The following is a 23,268-nucleotide window of genomic DNA, read 5'->3' as shown; positions in this document are numbered from 1 at the left end:
ACCATGTCGAAATTTTTTATCGACCGTCCGATTTTCGCCTGGGTTATAGCCCTGGTGATCATGCTGGTCGGGGCTCTATCGATCCTGAAGTTGCCGATCAACCAGTACCCGAGCATTGCACCACCGGCCATTTCGATCTCCGTGACCTACCCGGGCGCTTCGGCGCAAACCGTGCAGGACACCGTGGTTCAGGTGATCGAGCAACAGCTCAACGGTATCGACCACCTGCGCTATGTGTCATCGGAAAGTAACTCCGACGGCAGCATGAGCATCACCGCCACATTCGAGCAAGGCACTGACCCTGACACCGCACAGGTCCAGGTACAGAACAAGCTCAACCTGGCGACCCCCCTGCTACCGCAAGAGGTACAGCAGCAAGGTATCCGTGTAACCAAGGCAGTGAAAAACTTCCTGATGGTTATTGGCGTGGTGTCTGAAAACGGCAGCATGAACAAGGACGACCTGTCCAACTACATCGTTTCCAACATGCAGGACCCGATCTCCCGTACCGAAGGTGTGGGCGACTTCCAGGTGTTCGGCGCCCAGTACGCCATGCGTATCTGGCTCGACCCGGTCAAGCTGAACAAATACAACCTGACTCCGGTGGACGTTAAATCGGCCATCAGCGCACAGAACGTCCAGGTGTCCTCCGGGCAACTGGGCGGCCTGCCTGCCGTCAAGGGTCAGGAGCTGAACGCGACCATCATCGGCAAAACCCGTCTGCAAACGGCTGAAGAGTTCAAAAAGATCCTGCTCAAGGTCAACACCGACGGCTCCCAGGTACGCCTGAGCGATGTCGCAGATGTTGCCCTGGGTGGTGAGAACTACAGCGTCAGCGCACAATTCAACGGCAAACCGGCATCGGGTATCGCGATTAAGCTGGCCCCGGGCTCCAACGCTCTGGACACGGCAAAGGCATTGCGTGAAACCATCAACGGCCTGGAACCCTTCTTCCCGGAAGGTATGAAAGTCGTTTACCCGTACGACACCACGCCTGTGGTTTCGGCATCGATCGAAGGTGTGGTGCACACCCTGGTCGAAGCGGTTGTACTGGTGTTCCTGGTGATGTTCCTGTTCCTGCAAAACTTCCGCGCCACCATCATCACCACGATGACAGTACCGGTTGTACTGCTGGGTACCTTCGGGATCCTGGCCGCCGCAGGCTTCAGCATCAACACCCTGACCATGTTCGGTATGGTACTGGCCATCGGCTTGCTGGTGGACGATGCGATCGTGGTGGTTGAAAACGTTGAGCGGGTCATGTCCGAAGAAGGACTGCCGCCCAAGGAAGCCACCAAGAAATCCATGGAGCAGATCCAGGGTGCCCTGGTAGGTATTGCGCTGGTGTTGTCGGCGGTATTGCTGCCGATGGCCTTCTTCAGCGGCTCCACGGGTGTGATCTATCGCCAGTTCTCGATCACTATCGTTTCGGCGATGGGCCTGTCGGTACTGGTTGCCCTGATCTTCACCCCGGCCCTGTGCGCCACCATGCTCAAGCCAATCCAGAAGGGTGATCACGGCGAGAACAAGCGCGGTTTCTTCGGCTGGTTCAACCGGACCTTCGACAATGGCGTGAAACGCTATGAAAAAGGTGTCGGCAGCATTCTGCGGCACAAGGCCCCGTACCTGCTGGCTTATGTGCTGATTGTGGTTGGCATGGTGTTCCTGTTTACCCGTATCCCTACCTCCTTCCTCCCGGAAGAAGACCAGGGCGTACTGTTTGCACAGGTTCAAACACCGGCAGGCACCACTGCAGAGCGCACTCAGCAAGTGATCGACCGGATGCGCGAATACCTGCTGGCCGATGAGTCGGACGCTGTGTCTTCGGTGTTTACCGTAAACGGCTTCAACTTCGCCGGCCGTGGCCAGAGCTCCGGCCTGGCGTTCATCATGCTCAAGCCGTGGGGCGAGCGCGATTCCGACAACAGTGTATTTGCACTGGCTGCACGGGCGCAGAAAGTGTTCTCCAGCTACCGCGATGCAATGGTGTTCGCTTTTGCCCCGCCTGCTGTAATGGAACTGGGTAACGCCACCGGTTTCGACGTGTACCTGCAAGACCGCTCCGGCATTGGCCACGAGAAACTGATGGCTGCACGCAATCAGTTCCTGGGGATGGCGGCTCAAAGCAAGATCCTGGCGGGCGTACGTCCGAACGGTCTGAACGATGAACCGCAATACAAGCTGCTGATCGACGATGAGGCCGCTCGCGCCCTGGGCCTGAGCATTTCGGACATCAACAACACCCTGTCCATTGGTCTGGGTGCCAGTTATGTCAACGACTTCATCGACCACGGTCGAGTCAAAAAGGTATTCCTGCAAGGCGAAGCTGACTCGCGGATGAACCCCGAAGACCTGAAAAAATGGTACGTGCGTAACGATCAGGGAACCATGGTGCCGTTCTCGGCCTTCGCCAAGGGCGAGTGGATCTACGGCCCACCCAAGCTGTCGCGTTACAACGGCGTAGAAGCGATGGAAATTCTCGGCGCTCCGGCTCCGGGCTATACCAGCGGTCAAGCCATGGCTGAGGTCGAAGCCCTGGCCAAGAAACTGCCAGCGGGTGTCGGTATTTCCTGGACGGGGCTGTCTTACGAGGAACGTCTGTCAGGTTCGCAAGCGCCTGCCCTGTACGCTATTTCCTTGCTGATGGTATTCCTGTGCCTTGCAGCACTGTACGAAAGCTGGTCGATTCCAATTGCGGTGATGCTGGTCGTACCCCTGGGGATCATCGGTGCGCTTATGGCCACCAGCCTGCGCGGGTTGTCCAACGACGTGTACTTCCAGGTGGGCTTGCTAACGACCATCGGTCTGGCCTCGAAAAACGCCATTCTGATCGTCGAGTTTGCCAAGGAACTGCATGAGCAGGGACGAAGCCTGGTGGATGCCGCGATCGAGGCGTGCCGCATGCGTCTGCGTCCGATCATCATGACCTCCCTGGCCTTCGTACTGGGTGTGGTTCCACTGGCCATCTCCACGGGCGCAGGCTCGGGCAGCCAGCACGCTATTGGTACCGGTGTTATCGGTGGCATGATCACCGCCACCGTACTGGCCGTGTTCTGGGTACCGCTGTTCTTTGTGGCCGTATCGTCCATTGGCGGCGGCAAGAATAAAGACACGGAAAAGAAAGTGGATCTGACTAAAACTCCAAACCAAGAGGCTGGCCAATGAGCAAGTCGCTTCTCGCAGTAGCTGTTGCAGCGTTTACGCTCGGCGGCTGCTCGCTGATCCCCGACTACCAGCGCCCTGAAGCGCCGGTAGCGGCGCAATACCCGCAAGGCCCGGCCTACTCGCCAACCGAGGCGGCCAGCAAGGCCGCTGCGGAACAGGGCTGGCGTCAGTTTTTCCATGACCCGGCGCTGCAGCAGCTGATCCAGACGGCTCTGGTCAACAACCGCGACCTGCGCGTCGCGGCGTTGAACATCGACGCCTATGCCGCGCAGTACCGCATCCAGCGCGCCGATCTGTTCCCGGCGGTTTCGGCCTCTGGCAGCGGTAGCCGTCAACGTACTCCGGCCAACATGTCGCAAACCGGCGAGTCGAGCATCACCAGCTCTTATTCGGCGACCCTTGGGGTCAGTGCATACGAGCTGGACCTGTTCGGCCGGGTTCGCAGCCTGAGCGATCAGGCGTTGCAGAACTACTTTGCAACCGAAGAAGCCCGACGCAGCACCCAGATCAGTCTGGTGGCCAGCGTCGCCAATGCCTACCTGACCTGGCAGGCTGACAAAGAGCTGCTCAAGCTCACCGAAGACACCCTCAAGGCGTTCGATGAGAGCTACAAGCTCACTTTGCGCAGCAATGAAGTCGGTGTGGCCTCGGCCCTTGAAGTCAGCCAGTCGCGTACCTCGGTGGAAAACGCCAAGGTGCAGCTGGCCCGCTACACCCGTCAGGTGGCGCAAGATCAGAACAGCCTCGCGCTGTTGCTGGGCAGCACCATCCCGGACAACCTGCCGGCAGCCCAACCGCTGGCAGCCGACCTGTTGAGCGAAGTACCGGCTGGCTTGCCATCGGACTTGCTGCAACGTCGTCCGGACATCCTTGAAGCCGAGCACAAGTTGCTGGCCGCCAACGCCAACATCGGCGCGGCGCGGGCAGCGTTTTTCCCGAGCATCAGCCTCACGGCCAATGCCGGGACCTTGAGCCCTGACCTGTCGGGGCTGTTCAAGGGCGGCTCGGGCACCTGGTTGTTCTCACCGCAAATCAACTTGCCGATCTTTAACGCAGGGGCTTTGCGCGCCAGCCTGGACTACGCAAAAATCCAGAAAGAGATCACCGTTTCCCAGTACGAGAAAACAATCCAGACCGCCTTCCAGGAAGTTTCTGACGGTCTGGCAGCGCGTCAAACCTACAACCAGCAGTTGCAGGCGCAAACCGACTTCGTCAACGCCAACCAGGATTACTACCGTTTGGCCGAGCGTCGTTATCGGATTGGCATCGACAGCAACCTGACCTTCCTCGATGCCCAGCGCTCGTTGTTCAGCGCGCAGCAATCGTTGATCACCGACCGTCTTTCGCAGCTGACCAGTGAAGTCACGCTGTACAAGGCGCTGGGTGGCGGCTGGTACGAACAGACCGGGCAAAACCGCCCTGTTTCGGATCAGCCACCCAAGGCTTGATGCGTATCGGTTAAACAACAAACCCGCCTTATGGCGGGTTTGTTGTTTCAGGCTAGGGATGCAGATTGATCTGTAGCCGCTGTTACTCCCGCGACTCAACCCCCAATTCATCCCACACCGATTCAGCCAGATGAAACGTCGCATTGGCCGCCGGAATCCCGCAATAGATAGCACTCTGCATGATCACTTCCTTGATCTCGGCCCGGGTCACGCCATTGTTGGCCGCAGCGCGCAGATGCAGTTTCAGCTCTTCATTGCGGTTCATGCCGATCAGCATCGCGATGGTAATCAGGCTACGGGTATGGCGCGCCAACCCCGGACGAGTCCAGATATCACCCCAGGCGTGGCGGGTGATCATTTCCTGGAACTCGCTGTTGAACTCGGTCAGGGCATTGAGGCTGCGATCCACATGGGCATCACCCAGCACCGCACGGCGTACTTGCATGCCCTCGTCGTAACGTTGTTTCTCGTCCACAAAAAACTCCTTAGCTTGCCTGCAAAAATTGCAGCACGCGCTGGCTGAAAGCATCGCCTGCCTGCACGTTGGACAGGTGCGCGGCGTAAAACTCGGCGTACTGCGCGCCACGCACATGTTCCTGAATGAAGTGGCTGCCCGCAGGCGGCGTGACGGCATCTTCAGTGCCCGCGATCACCAGCATGGGCACTTCGATTGCGCCCAACTGATCGCGAAAATCTGCATCACGCACAGCAGCACAATTGGCGGCATAGCCCTGGGGCGAAGTGGCCGCCAGCATATCGGTGATGCGCTTGGCCTGCCCGGGATTGGCCTGGGCGAAGTCCGCGGTAAACCAGCGGGCAATGGAGGCATCACGCAACCCCGCCATCGCCGCAGCACCCTCACGCAAAACCATCTCGATGCGCGGATTCCAGACCGCAGGCTCGCCAATTTTGGCAGCCGTGTTGCACACCACCAGCTTGTGCAGCCGCGAACCGGCATGGATCCCCAGCCACTGGCCAATCAGTCCACCCATCGACAACCCGCAAAAATGCGCGCGCTCGATATGCAGTGCATCCAGCAGCGCCAAAACATCTCCGCCCAGTTGTTCAATGCTATACGGTCCTTCGGTCACCAACGACTGGCCATGACCCCGGGTGTCGTAGCGCAATACCTGGAAGTGCTCGGCGAACGCCGCAATCTGCGTGTCCCACATCCCCAGATCAGTGCCCAGGGAATTGGACAGCACCAGCACCGGTGCACCTTGCGGGCCGTCCAGGCGGTAGTTGAGTTCACCTTCAGCGAGTTGTACACGTCCCACGAGTTTCTCCTTTAGAGGACCAACGCAAAATGTTCAGCCCGCGCACGTTCGACCCACGTCGTCGCCTGACCAAGGTAATGGGCCGGATCGAGCAGGCGATCCAGTTCCTGCGCGCTGAGGTGCGCGGTGATTTGCGGCTCTTCGCCCAGCACCCCACGTAAATGGCGCTTTTCGGCCACCGCCCGCTTGCAACACTGCTCCAGCAGATGATGCGCGGTTTCGCGCCCTACCCGCTGCGCCAGCACAATGCTTACCGCTTCAGCCAGCACCAGCCCGTGGGTCAGATCGAGGTTGCGCGCCATGCGCTCACTGTCCACTTCCAGCCCACGGGCAATATTCAACGCCTGTACCAGCGCGCCGGACACCACGCAACAAATCTCGGGGAGGGTTTCCCATTCGGCATGCCATAAGCCCAGGCTGCGCTCGTGCTCCTGAGGCATGGCGCTGAACAAAATGCTCAGCAGGCCCGGCACCCTCGTTGCGGCACCGATCAATACCGCAGACCCAACCGGGTTGCGCTTGTGCGGCATGGTCGACGAGCCGCCCTTGCCCGGCGCCGACGGCTCGAACACTTCCGCCGCCTCGGTCTGCATCAGCAGGCTGATATCCCGACCGATTTTGCCCAGGCCACCGGCGATCAGGCCCAGAACTGCGGCAAATTCCACCAGACGATCACGCTGGGTATGCCAGGGTTGCTCAGGCAGACTCAGGCCCAGTTCATCAGCCAACGCCTGTGCCACCGGCATGGCCTGATCGCCAAGGGCTGCCAGGGTGCCGGAAGCACCGCCAAACTGCAGGCACAGTAAACGCGGTTTGAGCTCGTGCAGACGCTGGCGGCTACGGGTCACGGCCCCCAGCCAGCTGGCGATTTTCATGCCCAAGGTCACCGGAGTAGCCTGCTGCAGCCAGGTGCGTCCGGCCAAAGGCGTTGTGGCATAGCGCTGAGCCTGCGCGGCGAGCACATCCGCCAGCTGCGTCATGTCACGCTCGATCAAATCCAGAGCGGCGCGCAATTGCAGGACCAGACCGCTGTCCATCACGTCCTGGCTGGTGGCACCCAAATGCACATAACGTTCCGCTTCGGGCGCGCTGCTGGCAATCTGTTTGCCCAGGGCCTTGACCAGCGGGATCGCCGAATTGCCGGCACTGGCGATCGCCAGGCCCAGCGCTTCAAAATCGTAGAGTTGTGCGCGACAGGCCGCGGTAATCGGTGCAAGCGCAGAGTGAGGAATCACCCCGACCCGGGCTTGTGCCCGGGCCAGCGCCGCTTCGACGTCGAGCATGGCCTGTACCCGGCCATGATCGCAAAACACTTGCTTCATGGCCTCGGCGGTAAAGTACGCATCGAACAGCTGATCACTCATAAACCTTCCTTAGAAAGCGCGCGCCACAGCCGGGCGCGCGGGCACATCACAAATCGTGGTGCAGGTACTTGGGCTGCTTGGGCAAACGGAAGCTGAACAGGAACGCGATGGCCATCATCACCGTCACATACCAGTAGAAGCTGTTTTCCATGCCCATGGACTTGAGGCCCAGTGCCACGTATTCCGCAGAACCACCAAAGATGGCGTTAGCCACGGCATAGGCCAGGCCAACACCCAGCGCCCGTACCTGCGGCGGGAACATCTCGGCTTTGACCAGGCCGCTGATCGAGGTGTAGAAGCTGACAATCGCCAGCGCCAGGGTAATCAGGACAAAGGCCAGGAAGGGACTGCTGATGGTTTTCAGGGTCAACAGGATCGGCACCGTACACAGCGTACCCAGCGCGCCAAACCAGAGCATGTTGTTACGCCGGCCGATCTTGTCCGCCAGCATGCCGAACAGCGGCTGCATGCACATATAAAGGAACAGCGCCCCGGTCATGATGTAACTGGCGGTCTTGGCGTGCATACCGGCGGTGTTGACCAGGTATTTCTGCATGTAGGTGGTAAAGGTGTAGAAAATCAGCGAGCCGCCTGCGGTGTAGCCCAGCACGGTAATAAATGCCGCTTTGTGGTCGCGGAACAACGCTCTCACGCTACCTGCATCCTTGTCCTGGCGGGTTTCGGCGCTGGTGGTTTCTTTCAGGGTGCGACGCAGCAACAACGAAATCAGCGCCGCAATGGCACCGATCACAAAGGGGATGCGCCAGCCCCAGGCCCGCAGTTCGTCTTCTGACAGAAACTGCTGAAGAATCACCACCACCAGCACCGCCAGCAGTTGCCCGCCGATCAGCGTTACATACTGGAAGGAAGCAAAGAAGCCGCGCTGGCCCTTGAGTGCCACTTCACTCATATAGGTCGCAGTGGTGCCGTATTCACCCCCTACCGACAGGCCCTGGAACAGCCGTGCCATCAGCAACAAGGCCGGGGCCCAGGCGCCGATCGAGGCATAGGTCGGCAAGAAGGCAATAACCAGTGAGCCGGCGCACATCATCAGCACCGAGATCATCATGGAATTCTTTCGCCCGTGCTTGTCAGCCACCCGGCCAAACAGCCAGCCACCTATGGGGCGCATCAAAAAACCCGCCGCAAACACACCGGCCGTGTTCAGCAACTGCACCGTAGGGTCATCGGAGGGGAAGAAAGCGGGAGCGAAGTAGATCGCACAGAAGGCGTAAACGTAAAAGTCGAACCATTCGACCAGGTTGCCGGAGGATGCACCGACAATCGCAAAAATCCTTTTTTTGCGCTCCTCTCCTGTGTAGTGAGTTGCTGTTGTCATCTTTATTTACTCATCAGGTTTTAGTTGCAATCAGACACACATTGCAACATCTCGCGCCATCACCGCAATAAGCCGAACGACTGAGGCCGTGGGAGCGAGCGGGCTCGCTCCCACAGAGGCAGTATTGAGCGCTATCAGACCCTTTCAATAGCCAATGCCAGACCCTGCCCAACGCCCACGCACATGGTCGCCAGGCCTTTCTTGCCACCGGTTTTTTCCAGCTGGTGCAAGGCGGTCATGACGATGCGAGCACCGCTCATGCCCAGGGGGTGACCCAGGGCAATTGCCCCGCCATTGGGGTTTACCTGCGGCGCATCGTCAGCCAGGCCCAGCTCGCGTAAAACGGCCAGGCCCTGGCTGGCGAAGGCTTCGTTGAGTTCGATCACGTCAAAATCACTCACCGCCAACCCCAGGCGCTCCACCAGCTTACGCACCGCCGGTACCGGGCCAATGCCCATTACACGGGGCGCAACACCGGCGCTGGCCATGCCCAGAACCCGACCGCGAGCGGTCAGGCCATGGCGTTTGACCGCCTCGGCCGATGCCAGGATCATCGCCGCGGCGCCATCGTTGACCCCCGAGGCATTGCCCGCAGTGACGGTCTTGTCCGGGCCGTTGACCGGCTTGAGTTTGCCCAGGGTTTCCAGGCTGGTATCGGCACGCGGATGCTCGTCGTGCTCAACCACCGTCTCACCTTTTTTATGGGCAATACGCACCGGCACGATTTCTTCGGCAAAGTAGCCTGCGGCCTGGGCAGCAGCAGTCCGTTGCTGGCTGCGCAGGGCGAAAGCGTCCTGATCGGCACGGGAAATCTTGTACTCGTCGGCCACGTTGTCCGCCGTCTGTGGCATCGGGTCGACACCGTATTGGGCTTTCATCAGCGGGTTGATAAAGCGCCAGCCAATGGTGGTGTCCTCCAGTTTCATGTTGCGCGAGAACGCGGCATCGGCCTTGCCCATCACAAACGGCGCCCGCGACATGGACTCGACGCCACCGGCAATCGCCAGCTCCATCTCGCCGCTGGCAATGGCGCGGAACGCCGTGCCGATGGCATCCATACCCGAGGCACACAGGCGGTTGAGGGTCACGCCGGGAATGGTGTCCGACAGCCCGGCCAGCAACGCGGCCATGCGCGCCACGTTGCGGTTGTCTTCACCGGCCTGGTTGGCGCAGCCGAAAAATACTTCGTCGACTTCGTTCCAGTTCACATTCGGATTGCGTTCGATCAGCGCCTTGATCGGCGCTGCCGCCAGATCATCGGCGCGCATGCCTGCCAGGCCACCGCCAAAACGGCCGATAGGGGTACGAATCGCGTCGCAGATAAAGACTTCGCGCATCATGCTTCTCCCGGAGCCTGACCGTGGGCCAGTGCGGTGCGCGCTTCCAGGTCACGCAAGGCGCTGAGTTCGACGTCGGTCGGGGCCGCTGTTTGCGCCACATTATCGGCAAAGCGAATGGCCCAGCCGGTGGCAGCAATGACTTGCTCGCGGGTCACGCCCGGATGCAGGGCAGTGACTACAAATTCGTTGGTCTGTTCTTCAGGTTCCATGGTGCACAGATCGGTAATGATGCCCACCGGCCCGGCACCCGGAAGGCCCAGACGCTTGCGCGAGTCGCCGCCTTCACCGTGGCCCACCGAGGTGATGAAGTCCAGTTTGTCGACAAAAGAGCGGGCCGACTGCTTGAGGATGATCAGCACGCTTTTCGCCGAACCGGCGATTTCCGGCGCGCCACCGGCACCTGGCAGGCGCACTTTTGGCTGGTGGTAGTCACCGACCACTGTGGTGTTGATATTGCCGAAACGGTCGACCTGGGCTGCGCCCAAAAAGCCGACATCGACCCGACCGCCCTGCAGCCAGTAACGGAAGATTTCACTGGTGGAGACTACGGTGTCAGCCGTTTCGGCCAGTTCACCGTCGCCAATCGACAGCGGCAACACATCAGGCTTGGCCCCAATCGGGCCGGACTCGTAGATCAGCACCACATCCGGAGACGAGGTCAGACGCGCCAGGTTAGCCGCCTTGGAAGGCAAGCCAATGCCGACAAAACACACCGAACCGTTTTTCAAACGGCGGGCCGCCGCAACGGTCATCATTTCATTGGTGGTGTAGGTCATTATTTAGCCTCCGAAGCGCGGGCCAGCTTGGCCTGGAACTCACTGAAATTCGCAGTGCCGTGGATGTATTCATTGATCCAGGCAGTAAAGGTCTCACGGTCGCGAGCAATCGGGTCCCACGCCTGATAGAAACGGTTATCGCGCTCGGTATAACCATGAGCGTAGGAAGGGTGCGCCCCACCCGGCACATGACACACTGCGCTCAAGGCCCAGGTTGGCAGGACGCAGGCATTCATTGGCGCTTGCAGGTCGTCGACGATTTCTTCAACGGTGACAATGCAGCGCTTGGCCGCCAGCGCTGCTTCTTTCTGCACCCCCAGGATGCCCCACAGCAGCACGTTGCCCTTGCGGTCGGCCTTTTGCGCGTGAATCACCGTGACATCCGGGCGCACCGCCGGTACTGCAGCCAGTACTTCGCCAGTAAACGGGCAAGTGACGGTCTTGATCAGCGGGTTGACCTTGGGTAAATCAGACCCTGCGTATGCACGCAGCACCGCAAATGGCAGGCCCGAGGCACCCGCAACGTAGGCATTGGCCAGGTCGGCGTGGCTATGCTCTTCGATTTCCAGCGGCTGTGGCCACTGTTTCTCGACGGCATCGCGCAAACGGTGCAGGGAACCAACGCCAGGGTTGCCACCCCAGGAAAAGATCAACTTTCGTGCACAACCGGCACCGATCAACTGGTCGTACACCAGATCAGGCGTCATCCGCACCAGAGTCAGGTCTTTCTTGCCCTGACGGATGATTTCATGACCCGCTGCAGTCGGGATCAGGTGGGTGAAACCTTCAAGGGCAACGGTGTCACCATCGCTCACAAATTGTTTCACCGCGTCGTGTAACGAAATGATGTCTGCCATCTGGGGTAGCTCCCGTTTTTTGTAGGCCACTGCGGTTGAAGAAGGTGCGCCAGGGCGACACCGGATGCTCAGCAGATTAAGCCGCGGCTTTGGCCCAAACAATCCGATAATCGACTATGTGTTCGCTAATCGAACACATAGTTAGCAGGCTGCCTATCAGGTTGCATCAGCGTGGCTGACCATGCCTTTGACAAGCACTGCCGTGGTTGCCAGGGCAGCCGGAATCACCAGCGCGGTCAGCACCTGCTCGAAGTTCCAGCCCAGACCCAGCAGGGTCGCGCCCATCCACGCCCCCAGAATGGCGCCGAAGCGGCCGATGCCGAGCATCCATGACACACCGGTGGCCCGCCCCTGGGTCGGATAAAAACGTGCGGCCAGCGACGGCATCGCCGATTGCGCACCGTTGACGCACATACCGGCCACCAGCACCAGAGTTGCCAGCACGGTGATATTGCCCAGGCTCTGACCAACCGCGTAGGCAAACACCCCGGCCAGCAGGTAGAAAATGCCGATCACTTTGTGCGGGTTGAACCGGTCCATCGCCCAACCCACCCCCACTGCACTCAACACCCCGCCGAACTGGAACAGAGCGCCAATAAATGCCGCCTGCTCCATGCTTGCGCCGCTGTCACGCATCAGCGTCGGCAGCCAGCTGGTCAACAGATAAACGATCACCAGGCCCATAAAGTAGGTGAGCCACAGCAACAGGGTGCCGGTGCTGTAAGTGCCGGAAAAGATCACTGCAAAGACGTTGCGCGCCTTGACGGTATTCTGCTCCGGCACGCTGAAGCTTGACGCCTGGGCCACCTGGGCAGGGTCGATCGGGGCAAGGGTCTTGCGAATACGCTCAACACTGCGGTTGCGCACCACCAGGTAGCGCGCCGACTCCGGTAACCAGAACAGCAATACCACGGCAAGAATCAGCGGCAGCACGCCGCCAATCAACAACAGGCTGTGCCAGCCATACATCGGGATCAACTTGGCAGAGACAAACCCGCCGCCCGCCATGCCGAGGTTAAAGCCGCAAAACATGCTGGTTACCAGCAAAGACTTGTGGCGTTCGGGGGTGTATTCCGAAAGCAAGGTAGTGGCATTAGGCATGCCGGCCCCCAGGCCAAGCCCGGTTAAAAAGCGCAGTACCAGCAGTTGGTCAACGTTGCTGGCGTAGGCCGAGGCCAGACTGAAGCCACCAAACACCAGCACCGCCGACACCAGCACCACCTTGCGGCCAAAGCGGTCCGCCAAGGGGCCAGAGCCCAGGGCACCAAACACCATGCCGATCAGCGCGGCGCTCATCACGGGACCGAGGCTGGCGCGGTCAATCCCCCAGTCCTGGGACAGGGCAGGCGCAATAAAGCCCATGGCCGCTGTGTCCAGGCCATCGAGGAAGACAATCAGAAAACACAGGATCACCACGCGCCACTGGTAGCGCGACAGGGGTTGGGCGTTGATAAAGGACTGCACATCGAGGCAGTTGCCGACAGAAGACTGGGGTGAATTCATTATTTTTATACCGGTCAAAAACCAGGGCGAACGAAAACCGGCCAGGGGCCAGCGGCTCACATTAATAGTTATCGGGGGATCAGAAGGGCTGCGGGCGACTGCGCAGTGGCAGCGTCAGGGGGAGTGTCATGGCGTTTGGCCTCTTCTCATTATTATTTGGCCTGCCCGGCAAGGCAGCGCTGAGCCGACATTAATCAGCCCACTGCCGCCATGCAATTCGATAAACGCTTAACTGTGCGTTTATCGAACGCTTAGTTTTCACCCATCAACTAAACAACTGGGTGCTCAGCTCGCGGCTGGCGTTGAGCATGATCGGCAAAAAGCGCTGCTCCAGCTCCGTGCGTGTGACCCTTCCTGCGTGGGTGCTGACATTCAGGGCGGCAAGCACTTGCCCGGAAGCGTCGTAGACCGGCACGGCAATCGAACGCAGGCCTTGTTCCAGTTCCTGGTCGACCACACACCAGCCCTGCTCACGCACCAGTTGCAAACACTCCAGCAGTGCTTCGCGGGTGTGCAGGGTACGACTGGTCTTGGCCTGGAACTCACCGTGGGCCAGGTATTCGTGCAGGGTCACGTCGTCCAGCGCCGCCAACAGAATGCGCCCCATCGAAGTGCAGTAGGCGGGCAGGCGGCCGCCAACCGACAGATCAACCGAAATCAGCCGCTGCGTAGTAGCCGAACGGGCGATGTAGAGGATGTCATCGCCTTCGAGCGTCGCCATGTTGCACGCCTCGTGCAATTGCTCGCTCATGCGGTCCAGATAAGGCTGAGCCGACACGGCCAGCGGCGTGGACGACAGATAGGCATGGCCCAGCGTCAACACTTTGGGCAACAGGGAGTAGGTACGCCCGTCAGTGGTCGCATAGCCCAGCTTGATCAGGGTGTACAAACAACGGCGCACCGCCGCCCGGGGGATTTCCGTGCGGTGGCTGATCTGCGCGATGGTCAGATGCCGCTTGCGTTCCTGAAACGCCTGCACCACCGCCAGGCCACGGGCCAACGACGACATGAAGTCAGGATCACCGGTAAACGCCTGAATACGCTTGGCCGGCGACGCCACAATCGGTGGCGCGATACTGGCAACGGCATTGTGCAGTCGATCATTCATTCCCAACCCCCAGCTTCAGCTATTTATAGTTATGACATGCCGGGCGATTATCGAACCGCTAGTCGATAATCGCAATCAGTGCTGCAGCGAGGTAATGTACACATGATTTTGTACGATCTTGAATCATTTTAGTTGGATGACATTTTTTTAACCTGGGCTTTATTACAATCAGGCGCGTCCGCTCAATGATAGAAAACGTCTGATTAATATGTATTCAGGTCAAGTTCAGCTCTGGCCTTAAACAACTTGATGGCCAACTACCCGGCAGCGAATCAAATAGAGTCACGCGTGCAAAGCGCAGGCTAATTCACAAATATTCATAACACATGTCACGACAGGAAGTTGACGCGCAGGAAGTTATTCAGCGATAGTAGAGGCACTTCTCAGCTATTGAGAACGCGCAAGTTATTGAGAGTACAAGGTCAAGCCCGTACAGCCGATTGGATCCAACCAGAGCGTTGCGTTCGATTGCTACGCGCAGCTTGCCGGCAATTGCATCGTGTGTAGTTTCACCCGGGGGTGAACACTTGAGACGGCGACGCTCATGTTTCTGTAAATGACGTGGCCGAGTGCATAGCGTGGTGTATGTAAGCATGACGTTATTTATAGGCCTTTGTCTTATTGCCTGTCATTCGTCATATGAATCAACCTCCCTGCACGGTGATTCACCAGGTTCAAACTCAACTCAATTAGGTAAGACAGTGACAAAAGACGAACTGCGCGCAGAACTTGAGCGACAGGAACAACGATTCAAGGATCTTTACGGTGGTGAAGTGACCACCTACGCGGCCAAACCCGAGCCCGGACGCAAACCCTGGCGCAAACGGGCCAGCCTGCTCGACCAGGCGTTCACTCAAGAAATCCAGAAGATCGAAAAAGAGCTCAAGGCCGAAGAGCCCTGACCCGCACCTGAAAACGTACCAGAACAGCCCCTGCTGCCTCTTGCGTGCTCGCCATTTGCATGAGCGGGTATGGCTGTTTGCTATATCAGAACCTGAACCAGCAGCGTCGGCCCCTCTGATTTAAGAAATTTCATCTATCCAAATCAGACCTGCGCCACAGCGTGCGTATGCCCCTGGAAAAGCCCTATAGCCTTTGGTATCAGTGGCTTGAAGGGAATTGCCTACGCCAGCTCGCGATGGATTCTTACAGGTTTTTTCATTTATAGATGTTACCAACGGGCAGCTAGTGCATTGATTAGCGGGGTTTTCTGGCATAATCCGCCCCCCTTTATGACCGTGTCAGAAAACCTTCATGATCGATCTATTAAGCGGATTGGACGCCTGGGTTCTTATCAGCCTCTTCTTCGCCCTAGCCTTTGTTCTCGCGTTTGAGTTCATCAACGGCTTTCATGACACCGCAAACGCGGTAGCGACTGTCATCTACACCAAAGCCATGCCGCCTCACCTGGCGGTGTTCTTTTCCGGTGTGTTCAATTTCCTCGGCGTGTTGCTGGGCGGGGTTGGCGTGGCCTATGCCATCGTCCACCTGCTGCCGGTTGAGCTGCTGGTCAACGTAAACACCGGACATGGCCTGGCCATGGTGTTCTCGTTGCTCGCTGCGGCCATCACCTGGAACCTTGGCACCTGGTATTTCGGCATTCCTGCCTCAAGCTCACACACCCTGATCGGTTCGATCCTCGGTGTCGGCCTGGCCAACGCCCTGATCAGCGGCATCCCGGTGAGTGACGGGGTTAACTGGCAGAAGGCTATCGATATTGGTGCCTCGCTGGTGTTCTCGCCAATCGCCGGTTTCGTGGTAGCGGGCCTGGTACTGGTCGGCCTGAAGTGGTGGCGTCCGGGGTCCAAGATGCACAAGACCCCTGAGCAGCGCCGCAAGCTGGATGACAAGAAGCACCCGCCGTTCTGGAACCGACTGGTGCTGGTGATTTCGGCCATGGCAGTCAGTTTCGTGCACGGCTCCAACGATGGCCAGAAAGGCATCGGCCTGATCATGCTGGTATTGATCGGCATCGTGCCAAGCGCTTTCGTTCTGGATCTGAACAGCACTACCTATCAGATCGAACGCACCCGCGACGCCACCTTGCACCTGAGCCAGTTCTACGAGCGCAACAACGCTTCGCTGACCGAGTTCCTGGCCCTGGGCAAAAGCGTCAAGGGCGACCTGCCGGATCAGTTCAGCTGCAATCCGCAGCAGACCGAACCGACCATCGCAGCCCTGTTGAGCTCGCTCAAAGGTGTAGCGGACTACCACTCGATCCCGGCTGAAAAGCGTATCGAGATCCGCCGCTACCTGCTTTGCCTGGATGACACCGCGAAGAAAGTCAGCAAATTGCCAGTGCTTGATTCCCGCGAAAAAGCGGACCTCGAGAAACTGCGCAAAGACCTGACCGCCACCACCGAATACGCACCGTTCTGGGTGATCCTGGCTGTAGCCCTGGCCCTGGGCCTGGGCACCATGGTGGGCTGGAAGCGTGTGGTTAAAACCATCGGCGAGAAGATCGGCAAGCAGGGCATGACCTATGCTCAGGGCATGGCCGCTCAAATCACCACGGCTTTCGCCATCGGCATGGCCAATATCTTCTCCCTGCCGGTATCGACGACGCACATTCTGTCGTCGGGCGTGGCAGGTACCATGGTCGCCAACAAAAGCGGCCTGCAGGGCGGTACGATCAAAACCATCCTGATGGCGTGGGTGCTGACCTTGCCGGCTACCATTGCACTGTCTGCAACGCTGTTCTGGCTGGCTTCCAAAGTCCTCGCCTGATAGCGCGCCGCACAAAAAAGGTACGACCCGCACGGGTCGTACCTTTTTTTATGCCCGGTCATTATGCAGACCCTGTGGGAGCGGGCTTGCCCGCGATGGCATCGACTCAGTTTGCCTGACAGACCGCGTTGCCTGCATCGCGAGCAAGTCCGCTCCCACCGCATTCGGGCAAGTCCCATTTATTACAGGCAAAAAAATAGGCGACCGAAGTCGCCCAAAATGCCTTGCGTGCTCATGCCATGGAAAGACCCGGCGCTATTTGCGCTTCTGCGAGTCTTTCCAGATAAAAATGCCCAGACCGGCGAAAAACAAAACCATGAGGCCGACAGTAAGTACTCCGGCGATAACCACATTATCGAGAAACATGACGGCCTCCTGCGCTCTGTTTGTGTGTCTGTTGAAGCTAGATTAACCAGACACGCAGGCGCACAACTTGACCGGGATCAATAGTGACCCACGGCCAGCCGGCAGTTGAGGGGGTTAGTTGACGCAGATCATCGAAAACGCGGCAGTTCAGCGCTTTTTCGGTTTTTTCTTCGGCTTTTTCGCCGTTTTTGCCAACGGCATTGCCTGTTCGAACGCCTTGCGCACCTCGTTCAGGCGCTTTTCATTGAGGTCATGTACCCGTTTGGCGCGCTCGGCGCCCAGGTCAACCAGCTTGGTGTCTTGGCTCATAAGCAAATCAGACCACTGTCAGTATGTTTCAGTACGCCAATAATGCGATGCACATTCGGCCCTGACCAGAAAAAACCACCTAGACCTTGATATCAACCCACACACCCTGACGCTGCATGCCATCGGCCAAGGGTTCAACCGGCACCTCGTCAACCACCTGCGGGAGCGTACTCCCCTGCTCCCGGGATTCGCGGCGGCGCTGTTCCTGCTGACGCCGTTGCTCCTCACGCAACAATAAAGTGGCCTGGTCGGCATCGCTGTGCTTGAGGTCAATGGCACTTTCGCTGGAGCTGGCCTGGGCCGGCACCACAGGCGGAATGTCCGGGCGCGGGCGAACCGGATCCTGCCCGGAGGTAACCGGTACTGCGCCAAGGGGCAAAATGGACGGCAGCATGGTGATTGTTCTCCTGTCTTCTGGCTATTTGCGCGAACCGGCAATCGTGAACCATTGGTCGATAACCGGGCTGACACCCTGGCAAACCGGACAGCTTTTTTTGAGAGTCCTTTGGACTGAGGCCCTTGATCCGTTAATATACTCGGCTTTTTCAAAGCGGGAGTCAGGCAGCATGGCGCAGCAGTATCAACCGGGGCAACGCTGGATTAGTGACAGCGAAGCAGAGCTAGGTTTGGGCACCGTTCTGGCACAGGACGGTCGCTTGCTGACCGTGCTCTATCCGGCCACTGGCGAAACCCGCCAATATTCGCTGCGCAACGCACCGCTCACGCGCGTACGGTTCTCGCCGGGTGACACCATCATCCACTTCGAAGGCTGGAAGATGACCGTGCGCGAAGTTGAGGACGTTGACGGCCTGATGGTCTACCACGGCCTCAACGAGCGAAACGAAGCCGTCACCCTGCCAGAGACCCAACTGTCGAACTTTATCCAGTTCCGTCTGGCCAGTGACCGTCTGTTTGCCGGGCAAATCGACCCGCTGTCCTGGTTCTCCCTGCGCTACCACACCCTCGAACACACCAGCCGCCAGCTGCAATCGCCGCTGTGGGGCCTGGGTGGCGTACGTGCGCAACCTATTGCGCACCAACTGCATATCGCCCGCGAAGTCGCTGACCGCATCGCCCCTCGGGTTTTGCTGGCCGACGAAGTGGGCCTGGGCAAAACCATCGAAGCCGGTCTGGTGATCCACCGCCAGCTGCTCAGTGGCCGCGCCAACCGTGTATTGATCGTAGTCCCGGAAAACCTGCAGCACCAATGGCTGGTCGAGATGCGTCGACGCTTCAATCTTGAAGTGGCGTTGTTCGACGAAGAGCGCTTTATCGAAAGCGACGCCAGCAACCCGTTCGAAGACTGCCAGCTGGCCCTGGTTGCCCTGGAATGGCTGGTGGACGATCCCAAGGCCCAGGCAGCGCTGTTTGATGCCGACTGGGACCTGCTGGTAGTCGACGAAGCTCACCACCTGGTGTGGCACGAAGACAACGTCAGCCCCGAGTACGGCCTGGTTGAACAACTCGCCGGCGTGATCCCGGGCGTGCTGCTGCTCACTGCAACCCCGGAACAACTGGGCCAGGACAGCCACTTTGCGCGCTTGCGCCTGCTGGACCCGAACCGCTTCCACGACCTGGCCGCCTTCCGCGCCGAAAGCGAAAACTACCGCCCGGTGGCTCAGGCCGTACAGGAACTGCTGGATAAAGGCAGCCTGTCCCCTGAAGCCCATAAAACCATCCACGGTTTCCTCGGCGCCGAAGGCGATACCCTGCTGGCCGCCGTCAATGCTGGCGATGCCGAGGCCAGCGCCCGCCTGGTGCGCGAACTGCTTGACCGCCACGGCACCGGCCGCGTGCTGTTCCGTAATACCCGCGCCGCGATCCAGGGCTTCCCGGAGCGCAAACTGCATGCCTACCCGCTGCCGTGCCCGGCCGAATACCTTGAGCTGCCGTTGGGCGAACACGCCGAGCTGTACCCTGAAGTCAGCTTCCAGGCCCAGCCGGACGCCAGCGATGAAGAGCGTTGGTGGAACTTCGACCCGCGGGTCGAATGGCTGATCGACACCCTGAAAATGCTCAAGCGCACCAAGGTGCTGGTGATCTGCGCCCACGCCGAAACCGCGATGGATCTGGAAGACGCCCTGCGCGTGCGTTCCGGTATTCCTGCAACGGTCTTCCACGAAGGCATGAACATTCTTGAGCGTGACCGCGCTGCGGCCTACTTCGCTGACGAAGAGTTCGGCGCTCAGGTGTTGATCTGTTCCGAAATCGGCAGTGAAGGCCGTAACTTCCAGTTTGCCCACCACCTGGTGCTGTTCGACCTGCCGGCCCACCCGGATTTGCTGGAGCAGCGGATTGGCCGTCTGGACCGGATCGGCCAGAAGCACGTGATCGAGCTGCACGTACCGTACCTTGAGACCAGCCCGCAACAGCGCCTGTTCCAGTGGTACCACGAAGCGCTGAACGCGTTCCTCAACACCTGCCCGACCGGTAACGCCCTGCAACACCAGTTCGGTCCTCGTTTGCTGCCATTGCTGGAAGCTGCGGACGACCAAGAGTGGCAAGCACTGATCGACGAAGCCCGGGTTGAACGTGAGCGTCTGGAGCAAGAGCTGCACACCGGCCGCGACCGTTTGCTGGAGCTTAACTCCGGTGGTTCGGGTGAAGGTGAAGCACTGGTTGAGGCGATCCTTGAGCAAGACGATCAGTTCACCCTGCCGATCTACATGGAAACCCTGTTCAACGCCTTTGGCATCGACAGCGAAGACCACTCGGAAAACGCGCTGATCCTCAAGCCCAGCGAAAAAATGCTCGACGCCAGCTTCCCCCTGGGTGACGACGAAGGCGTGACCATCACCTACGATCGCGAGCAGGCCCTGTCGCGCGAAGACATGCAGTTCATCACCTGGGAGCACCCGATGGTGCAAGGCGGTATGGACCTGGTGCTGTCGGGTTCGATGGGCAACACCGCCGTCGCCCTGATCAAGAACAAGGCCCTCAAGCCGGGTACCGTCCTGCTCGAGCTGATTTACGTCAGTGAAGTGGTTGCTCCGCGCTCCCTGCAACTGGGCCGCTACCTGCCGCCTGCCGCCCTGCGCTGCCTGCTCGATGCCAATGGCAACGACCTGTCGTCGCGCGTGGCCTTCGACACCTTGAACGAACAGCTGGAAAGCGTTCCCCGCGCCAGCGCCAACAAGTTCGTCCAGGCCCAGCGCGACCAACTGACGCCTAAAATCAACGCAGGCGAAGCCAAAATCGCGCCACGTCATGCGGAACGCGTGGCCGAAGCCCAGCGCCGTCTGGCAGCCGACACGGAAGAAGAACTGGCCCGCCTGACTGCCCTGCAGGCTGTCAACCCGAGCGTGCGCGAGAGCGAACTGATTGCCCTGCGCAAGCAGCGCGAACAAAGCCTGGCCATGCTTGAGAAAGCCGCCCTGCGCCTTGAAGCCATTCGGGTTCTGGTAGCGGGTTAAAACCCATGAGCTGTGGGAGCGGGCTTGCTCGCGATAGGATCAATGAGGTGAAACTGAATCACCGCGTTAATCCTATCGCGAGCAAGCCCGCTCCCACATTTCTGACAGTCCCGATCTAACGTAACTAACTATAAACCCCCGCCCTAATAACAAAATGATAACCATCATTTTGCCATCACCCCTGTCACTGCCAATCCAGCTTCTATACTCGATCTCAAGCTAGCACCCAACGACTAGCGCATCTGGATCGCCGAGGCGTGCAATGGAAAGTCCGGGGTTGCAACTTTTGGCCGAATCCGCAGAAAACGGGCAACTGCTGTTGATCGGCGGCTATAACCCCTATCTGCTGTTTCTCGCCTGGCTCGTTGCCTGTACTGCCTGCGTGGCCACGCTGAATCTGCTCGACCGCGCAGCCAATGCCGAAAAAACTGCGGCAAGAACCATTTGGCGATGGATAGCTGTCGCTTGCCTGACCATCGGCATCTGGGCGATGCACAGCATCTGCATCCTGGCCTTTGACTCCCCGCTCGAAGCTCGCTACGGCGTTGTTATCGCGCTTGGCTCATTGCTGATTGCCCTGATTATTGTGCAAACCCTCGACAACACTACAGCCTGGCGCCCAAACAGCCGCCTGCTCCATCAGTTATTCAAATATGCCCTGTGCATGCTTGCTGCTGGCGGCCTGCTCAGCACTCACTTGCTCATTGGCAATACACTGGCTGGCAATTCGGATGCAGGCAGCAATAACTGGCAGCCGGCCCTTGTGCTGGCCGTGATCACCCTGTTGCTGATTGGCAGTTGCATCAGCGCCACGATTGTCGACAAGAAACTGCAACTCAAGGAGCACGACCTGCGCCGCGTCAATGCCCTGCTCAGCCAGCTCGACCAGGCGCGCGCATCCTTGCAGCAAGTGGCCCACTACGACCCGCTGACCAATCTGATCAACCGTCGCGGCTTCAATCAGCTGTTTGCTGAAAAACTCATCGACTGCGCCACCAGGAACACCAGGCTTGCGGTAATGTTTCTCGACATTGACCACTTCAAACGCATCAACGACAGCCTGGGTCACGATGCCGGGGACGAATTGCTCAAGACAATCGCCACCCGCATCAAGCTCGCTACCCGCAGCCACGATGACGTTGTTGCACGCTTTGGCGGAGACGAGTTCTGCATCCTGTTCAGCCTGAGCCAGCGCGATGAAGCCCAAGGCATGGCCCAGCGCATCATGCTCAAGCTCAAAGAGCCCATTGAGCTGTCAGGTCGCCAAATGGTCATGACCACCAGCATTGGCATCAGTGTGTACCCGGATGATGGCACCACCAGTGCCGAACTGCTCAAGCATGCCGACCTGGCGCTCTACCAGTCCAAGGGCAGCGGGCGTAACAACCTCAATTTTTTCAGCCCGAGCCTGAAAACCCGAGCCTCGCTGGAGCTGCAAATCGAAGAGGAACTGCGCAACGCGCTTAACGAGGACAAGGGGCTGTCCCTGCATTACCAGCCCATCTTCGACCTCAAGAGTGGCCGGGTCGCCAAACTGGAGGCGCTGATACGCTGGCAGCATCCCGAACACGGGCTGCTCGGCCCTGATCGTTTTATCAGCATCGCCGAGGCCAACGGGCTGATCGCCAGGCTCGACCATTGGGTGTTGCGCAAAGCCTGTCATGACCTCGCCGCCCTCTCCCGCCTGGGCTGGCAGCACCTGGGCATAGCCGTTAACTGTTCGGCGCTGAATCTGGTACGGGTTGAGTTGGCCGACGAAATCGAAAACGCCCTGCGCACATCAGGCGTTGCTGCACACCGGCTGGAGCTGGAAGTCACAGAAAACGCCCTGATGTGCAACCTGAGCAGCACCTCGCAATTGTTACGACAGATCCGTGCGCTGGGTGTATCCCTGTCCATTGACGATTTCGGTACCGGGTATTCATCCCTGGCCTACCTAAAGCGTCTGCCGCTTAACACCCTGAAAATTGATCGCACTTTTATTCAAGACATCCCGGCCTCCAGCCAGGACATGGAGATCGTTCAGGCCATTATCCTCATGGCCCATACCCTGCACCTGCAAGTAGTCACCGAGGGGGTTGAAACCATCCAACAGTTCGAATTTCTCAACCAGTTCGGCTGCGACTTTATCCAGGGCTATCTGCTCAGCCGGCCTGTGCCCTTTGAGGCGCTGCCAGAGATTCTTCAACAACTCGACAAGCGCCCTGTGCCCGCTCCCGATCACGCCACCTTCGTACTTACCAACCAATAGCGGTACAGCCAGATCCCAGGCACAA

At 59.0% G+C, this 23,268-nt stretch carries 18 protein-coding genes; 6 read left to right on the top strand and 12 right to left on the bottom strand.

The window, feature by feature from the left end; translation table 11 throughout:
• Window positions 1–3: 3 nt before the first annotated feature.
• Together PPTH39_RS09735 and PPTH39_RS09730 are read left to right on the top strand one after the other, a co-directional pair.
• Window positions 4–3,165 (top strand): efflux RND transporter permease subunit, encoded by a 3,162-nt coding sequence (locus PPTH39_RS09735; RefSeq protein ID WP_095003010.1) that lies wholly within the window; start codon window positions 4–6, stop codon window positions 3,163–3,165.
• Window positions 3,162–4,613 (top strand): AdeC/AdeK/OprM family multidrug efflux complex outer membrane factor, encoded by a 1,452-nt coding sequence (locus PPTH39_RS09730; RefSeq protein WP_016779756.1) that lies wholly within the window; start codon window positions 3,162–3,164, stop codon window positions 4,611–4,613. The genes PPTH39_RS09735 and PPTH39_RS09730 overlap by 4 nt, the downstream gene beginning before the upstream one ends.
• Window positions 4,614–4,695: 82 nt before the next feature.
• Here PPTH39_RS09730 and pcaC read toward each other — a convergent pair whose 3' ends face one another.
• The 9 genes from pcaC to pcaR all read right to left on the bottom strand — a co-directional run bounded on the left by pcaC (window position 4,696) and on the right by pcaR (window position 14,177).
• Window positions 4,696–5,088, bottom strand: a complete 393-nt coding sequence (gene pcaC, locus PPTH39_RS09725) for a 4-carboxymuconolactone decarboxylase (protein WP_095003009.1) — start codon at window positions 5,086–5,088, stop codon at window positions 4,696–4,698.
• Window positions 5,089–5,098: 10 nt separating this feature from the next.
• Complete coding sequence (pcaD, locus tag PPTH39_RS09720; RefSeq protein WP_095003008.1) at window positions 5,099–5,890, bottom strand: 3-oxoadipate enol-lactonase; 792 nt, start codon at window positions 5,888–5,890, stop codon at window positions 5,099–5,101.
• An 11-nt stretch (window positions 5,891–5,901) separates the two neighbouring features.
• Entirely contained in the window at window positions 5,902–7,254 is a 1,353-nt protein-coding gene (locus PPTH39_RS09715; RefSeq protein ID WP_095003007.1) for a 3-carboxy-cis,cis-muconate cycloisomerase, read from the bottom strand.
• A gap of 46 nt (window positions 7,255–7,300) precedes the next feature.
• Window positions 7,301–8,593, bottom strand: coding sequence for an MFS family transporter (locus PPTH39_RS09710; RefSeq protein ID WP_016779752.1), 1,293 nt, complete (start codon window positions 8,591–8,593; stop codon window positions 7,301–7,303).
• 134 nt (window positions 8,594–8,727) lie between these two features.
• The gene (pcaF, locus tag PPTH39_RS09705; protein WP_170943755.1) at window positions 8,728–9,933 is read right to left on the bottom strand and encodes a 3-oxoadipyl-CoA thiolase; all 1,206 of its coding nucleotides are present in this window, start codon (window positions 9,931–9,933) and stop codon (window positions 8,728–8,730) included.
• Window positions 9,930–10,712, bottom strand: coding sequence for a CoA-transferase subunit beta (locus PPTH39_RS09700; RefSeq protein WP_169916892.1), 783 nt, complete (start codon window positions 10,710–10,712; stop codon window positions 9,930–9,932). Before PPTH39_RS09700 ends, pcaF begins: the two co-directional genes overlap by 4 nt.
• Entirely contained in the window at window positions 10,709–11,566 is an 858-nt protein-coding gene (locus PPTH39_RS09695; RefSeq protein ID WP_088379144.1) for a CoA transferase subunit A, read from the bottom strand. Before PPTH39_RS09695 ends, PPTH39_RS09700 begins: the two co-directional genes overlap by 4 nt.
• A 156-nt stretch (window positions 11,567–11,722) precedes the next feature.
• The gene (gene pcaK / locus PPTH39_RS09690) at window positions 11,723–13,069 is read right to left on the bottom strand and encodes a 4-hydroxybenzoate transporter PcaK (protein WP_095019443.1); all 1,347 of its coding nucleotides are present in this window, start codon (window positions 13,067–13,069) and stop codon (window positions 11,723–11,725) included.
• 265 nt (window positions 13,070–13,334) lie between these two features.
• Window positions 13,335–14,177 carry a pca regulon transcriptional regulator PcaR gene (gene pcaR, locus PPTH39_RS09685; RefSeq protein ID WP_095003003.1) on the bottom strand — a complete coding sequence of 281 codons (843 nt, stop codon included), beginning with the start codon at window positions 14,175–14,177 and terminating at the stop codon, window positions 13,335–13,337.
• 701 nt (window positions 14,178–14,878) lie between these two features.
• Here pcaR and PPTH39_RS09680 point away from each other — a divergent pair.
• Both PPTH39_RS09680 and PPTH39_RS09675 read left to right on the top strand, forming a co-directional pair.
• Entirely contained in the window at window positions 14,879–15,079 is a 201-nt protein-coding gene (locus PPTH39_RS09680) for a hypothetical protein (RefSeq protein ID WP_095003002.1), read from the top strand.
• 352 nt (window positions 15,080–15,431) lie between these two features.
• The gene (locus PPTH39_RS09675) at window positions 15,432–16,904 is read left to right on the top strand and encodes an inorganic phosphate transporter (RefSeq protein WP_095003001.1); all 1,473 of its coding nucleotides are present in this window, start codon (window positions 15,432–15,434) and stop codon (window positions 16,902–16,904) included.
• Window positions 16,905–17,159: 255 nt separating this feature from the next.
• On the opposite strand, the gene ccoM is transcribed toward PPTH39_RS09675, so the two are convergent.
• From ccoM to PPTH39_RS09670, 3 genes are all read right to left on the bottom strand, one after another.
• Complete coding sequence (ccoM, locus tag PPTH39_RS23810) at window positions 17,160–17,270, bottom strand: cytochrome c oxidase subunit CcoM (protein WP_016779744.1); 111 nt, start codon at window positions 17,268–17,270, stop codon at window positions 17,160–17,162.
• Window positions 17,271–17,417: 147 nt separating this feature from the next.
• Window positions 17,418–17,579, bottom strand: coding sequence for a hypothetical protein (locus PPTH39_RS23520; protein ID WP_095003000.1), 162 nt, complete (start codon window positions 17,577–17,579; stop codon window positions 17,418–17,420).
• A 79-nt stretch (window positions 17,580–17,658) separates the two neighbouring features.
• Complete coding sequence (locus PPTH39_RS09670; RefSeq protein ID WP_095002999.1) at window positions 17,659–17,973, bottom strand: aspartate-semialdehyde dehydrogenase; 315 nt, start codon at window positions 17,971–17,973, stop codon at window positions 17,659–17,661.
• A gap of 172 nt (window positions 17,974–18,145) precedes the next feature.
• On the opposite strand from PPTH39_RS09670, the gene rapA reads away from it, so the two are divergent.
• Window positions 18,146–20,992 carry an RNA polymerase-associated protein RapA gene (rapA, locus tag PPTH39_RS09665; protein ID WP_095002998.1) on the top strand — a complete coding sequence of 949 codons (2,847 nt, stop codon included), beginning with the start codon at window positions 18,146–18,148 and terminating at the stop codon, window positions 20,990–20,992.
• A gap of 262 nt (window positions 20,993–21,254) precedes the next feature.
• Window positions 21,255–23,243, top strand: a complete 1,989-nt coding sequence (locus tag PPTH39_RS09660) for a putative bifunctional diguanylate cyclase/phosphodiesterase (RefSeq protein WP_095039332.1) — start codon at window positions 21,255–21,257, stop codon at window positions 23,241–23,243.
• Window positions 23,244–23,268: the final 25 nt, after the last annotated feature.

It is taken from the genome of Pseudomonas bubulae, assembly GCF_900618535.1.
Classification (GTDB): domain Bacteria; phylum Pseudomonadota; class Gammaproteobacteria; order Pseudomonadales; family Pseudomonadaceae; genus Aquipseudomonas; species Aquipseudomonas bubulae.
This window is presented reverse-complemented; position numbering and strand designations above follow the sequence as displayed.

Excerpts from the sequence above, each read along its gene's own strand:
- PPTH39_RS09735 (WP_095003010.1), top strand. The coding sequence starts at position 4 with ATGTCGAAATTTTTTATCGACCGTCCGATTTTCGCCTGGGTTATAGCC.
- PPTH39_RS09730 (WP_016779756.1), top strand. The coding sequence starts at position 3,162 with ATGAGCAAGTCGCTTCTCGCAGTAGCTGTTGCAGCGTTTACGCTCGGC.
- PPTH39_RS09715 (WP_095003007.1), bottom strand. The coding sequence starts at position 7,254 with ATGAGTGATCAGCTGTTCGATGCGTACTTTACCGCCGAGGCCATGAAG.
- PPTH39_RS09710 (WP_016779752.1), bottom strand. The coding sequence starts at position 8,593 with ATGACAACAGCAACTCACTACACAGGAGAGGAGCGCAAAAAAAGGATT.
- pcaF (WP_170943755.1), bottom strand. The coding sequence starts at position 9,933 with ATGATGCGCGAAGTCTTTATCTGCGACGCGATTCGTACCCCTATCGGC.
- PPTH39_RS09695 (WP_088379144.1), bottom strand. The coding sequence starts at position 11,566 with ATGGCAGACATCATTTCGTTACACGACGCGGTGAAACAATTTGTGAGC.
- pcaK (WP_095019443.1), bottom strand. The coding sequence starts at position 13,069 with ATGAATTCACCCCAGTCTTCTGTCGGCAACTGCCTCGATGTGCAGTCC.
- pcaR (WP_095003003.1), bottom strand. The coding sequence starts at position 14,177 with ATGAATGATCGACTGCACAATGCCGTTGCCAGTATCGCGCCACCGATT.
- PPTH39_RS09675 (WP_095003001.1), top strand. The coding sequence starts at position 15,432 with ATGATCGATCTATTAAGCGGATTGGACGCCTGGGTTCTTATCAGCCTC.
- ccoM (WP_016779744.1), bottom strand. The coding sequence starts at position 17,270 with ATGTTTCTCGATAATGTGGTTATCGCCGGAGTACTTACTGTCGGCCTC.
- PPTH39_RS23520 (WP_095003000.1), bottom strand. The coding sequence starts at position 17,579 with ATGAGCCAAGACACCAAGCTGGTTGACCTGGGCGCCGAGCGCGCCAAA.
- PPTH39_RS09670 (WP_095002999.1), bottom strand. The coding sequence starts at position 17,973 with ATGCTGCCGTCCATTTTGCCCCTTGGCGCAGTACCGGTTACCTCCGGG.
- rapA (WP_095002998.1), top strand. The coding sequence starts at position 18,146 with ATGGCGCAGCAGTATCAACCGGGGCAACGCTGGATTAGTGACAGCGAA.
- PPTH39_RS09660 (WP_095039332.1), top strand. The coding sequence starts at position 21,255 with ATGGAAAGTCCGGGGTTGCAACTTTTGGCCGAATCCGCAGAAAACGGG.